We start from the raw sequence: 1845 nt of genomic DNA, 5'->3' as shown, positions 1-1845 counted from the left end.
ATCTTGATTGGTGTTTCGCTTATTACGAACAGCGTAAGCGATAACGCCCATGCCAAAAATGATAAAAATCCAAGGTCCATACCAGAGCATTAAGGTTTCACTACTAACTTTTGGCTTATAGGTGACGAAATCTCCAAAGCGATCAATCATAAATTGAACAACTTCTTCAGGACTACTCCCTTCTTCAAGTAAACGGTGAACCTCTTTGCGCATGTCGGCAGCAATTGGGGCGTTAGAGTCAGCGATATCTTGATTTTGACATTTTGGGCAACGGAGCTCCTTAGTCAACTCAAGGTAATTCATGCGCCTTTCTTCATCAGAAAACTGATAAACGTCTATATTTGCGCTAATAGGAAGCGAAAAGAAAGTTGTAAGGGAAAACAGCAAAATTAATCTGCTTGTGAGCTCGTTCATAGCACCACCTTTCCTTCGAGTTTGTCGATCAAAGGCTTAAGCGTCGAGTGCCAGACTTTGTCATCAACGACACCAACATGGCGATGCCTGACATATCCGTGCTGATCGATAATGTATGTCTCTGGAGCACCGTAAACACCTAGATCAAATCCAAGCTTTCCCTCAGGGTCGTAAATGTTGAATGTATAAGGGTTGCCTAGTTTTGCAAGCCAAACCTGAGCAGCATCACGCTCATCCTTGTAATTTAATCCAGCGATTTTGACGCCCTGCTCTGACAGAGTGTTTAGATAGGGGTGCTCAACTCGACACGATGGGCACCAGGTTGCCCAGACATTTAAGAGCATTACCTCACCGCTGAATACTGAGTTATTGAGCTGCTTATTTTGGTCTGACAAAGAACTCAGCTGAAACTTCGGTACTGGGTCGTTTAGCCGTGCCGTTTCTAGTTTGGTAGGATCCTTACCGATAGCGGTATATAGTATGAGCCCAAGAGCAATAGTAAGAACGAGAGGTGTGAAAAGGACGATTCTTTTGTTCATACCAGGCCTCCATTTTTATTGTCTACGAGTTTTGACTTTAAGCGATAACGACGATCACTTATCGCAAACAATCCACCTAGCGCCATAAAAATAGTGCCAAGCCAAATCCATCTAACGAAGGGTTTTATTTGAATACGAACTGCCCAGGCACCGTCAGTGAGTGGCTCGCCTAAAGCAATATAGAGATCACGGAATAGCCCGGCATCAATGCCTGCTTCCGTCATAGGGCTGTTCTTAGAGAAGTAAACTCGCTTCTCGGGGTGTAATGTGGCGACTTCGTTCCCTGATGCAACCGAGGTAACACGTACCGTGGCACGATCAGCCTGATAGTTAGCGCCAGTATAGGGATCTAAGCTTTCAAATACGAAGTTGTAACCAGACACACTCACTTGCTCGCCAGGCGCCATACGAATATCTCTTTCTTCAGATTCAACCGACACTAGCGTTACGCCTAGAATACTAAAGGCAAACCCCAAGTGGCCAAGCGTCATTCCAACATAGGAACGGCTGAGTCGTCTCAGGCCGCGAATGCGTCCGGCTTTGTTCTCTGATTTCTGATATACGTCTTTTAAGGTAAAGCCGGTAATCCAAAGCGCTAGAAATGACCCAAAAAACGCACCGACATGAAATTCTTCAAAAAGAATAAATGGCAAGGCGAAAGCGATCAATACCGCCGACAAGGCAACCCAGCGTAGTTGCTTAATCAAAAGTGAAAGCTCAGTGTTTTTCCAACGCCCGACAACACCAAAACCCATCACGATCGCTAAAATGGACATCAGCGGTGCAAAAACGGCGTTAAAGTAAGGAGGCCCAATTGATAGTTTGCCTGCGCCGATAAAATCTAATACTAATGGATAGAGTGTACCCATCATAACTGTGACCCATGCAACGA

At 45.1% G+C, this 1845-nt stretch carries 3 protein-coding genes; all 3 read right to left on the bottom strand.

The features are described from left to right. A partial coding sequence (locus A3756_RS03200) for a cytochrome c-type biogenesis protein (protein WP_068552923.1) occupies nt 1-414 on the bottom strand: 414 nt, incomplete at its 3' end. Continuing rightward, nucleotides 411-953 carry a DsbE family thiol:disulfide interchange protein gene (locus A3756_RS03195; RefSeq protein WP_068510742.1) on the bottom strand — a complete coding sequence of 181 codons (543 nt, stop codon included), beginning with the start codon at nt 951-953 and terminating at the stop codon, nt 411-413. The genes A3756_RS03195 and A3756_RS03200, both read right to left, overlap by 4 nt. Beyond that, the coding region (locus tag A3756_RS03190; RefSeq protein ID WP_304438849.1) for a cytochrome c-type biogenesis CcmF C-terminal domain-containing protein at nt 950-1845 on the bottom strand (896 nt) is incomplete at its 5' end. The genes A3756_RS03190 and A3756_RS03195, both read right to left, overlap by 4 nt.

The sequence above is a fragment of the Oleiphilus sp. HI0086 genome (genome assembly GCF_001635225.1).
This window is presented reverse-complemented; position numbering and strand designations above follow the sequence as displayed.

Coding starts and splice junctions, on each gene's coding strand:
- A3756_RS03195 (WP_068510742.1), bottom strand. CDS start 953: ATGAACAAAAGAATCGTCCTTTTCACACCTCTCGTTCTTACTATTGCT.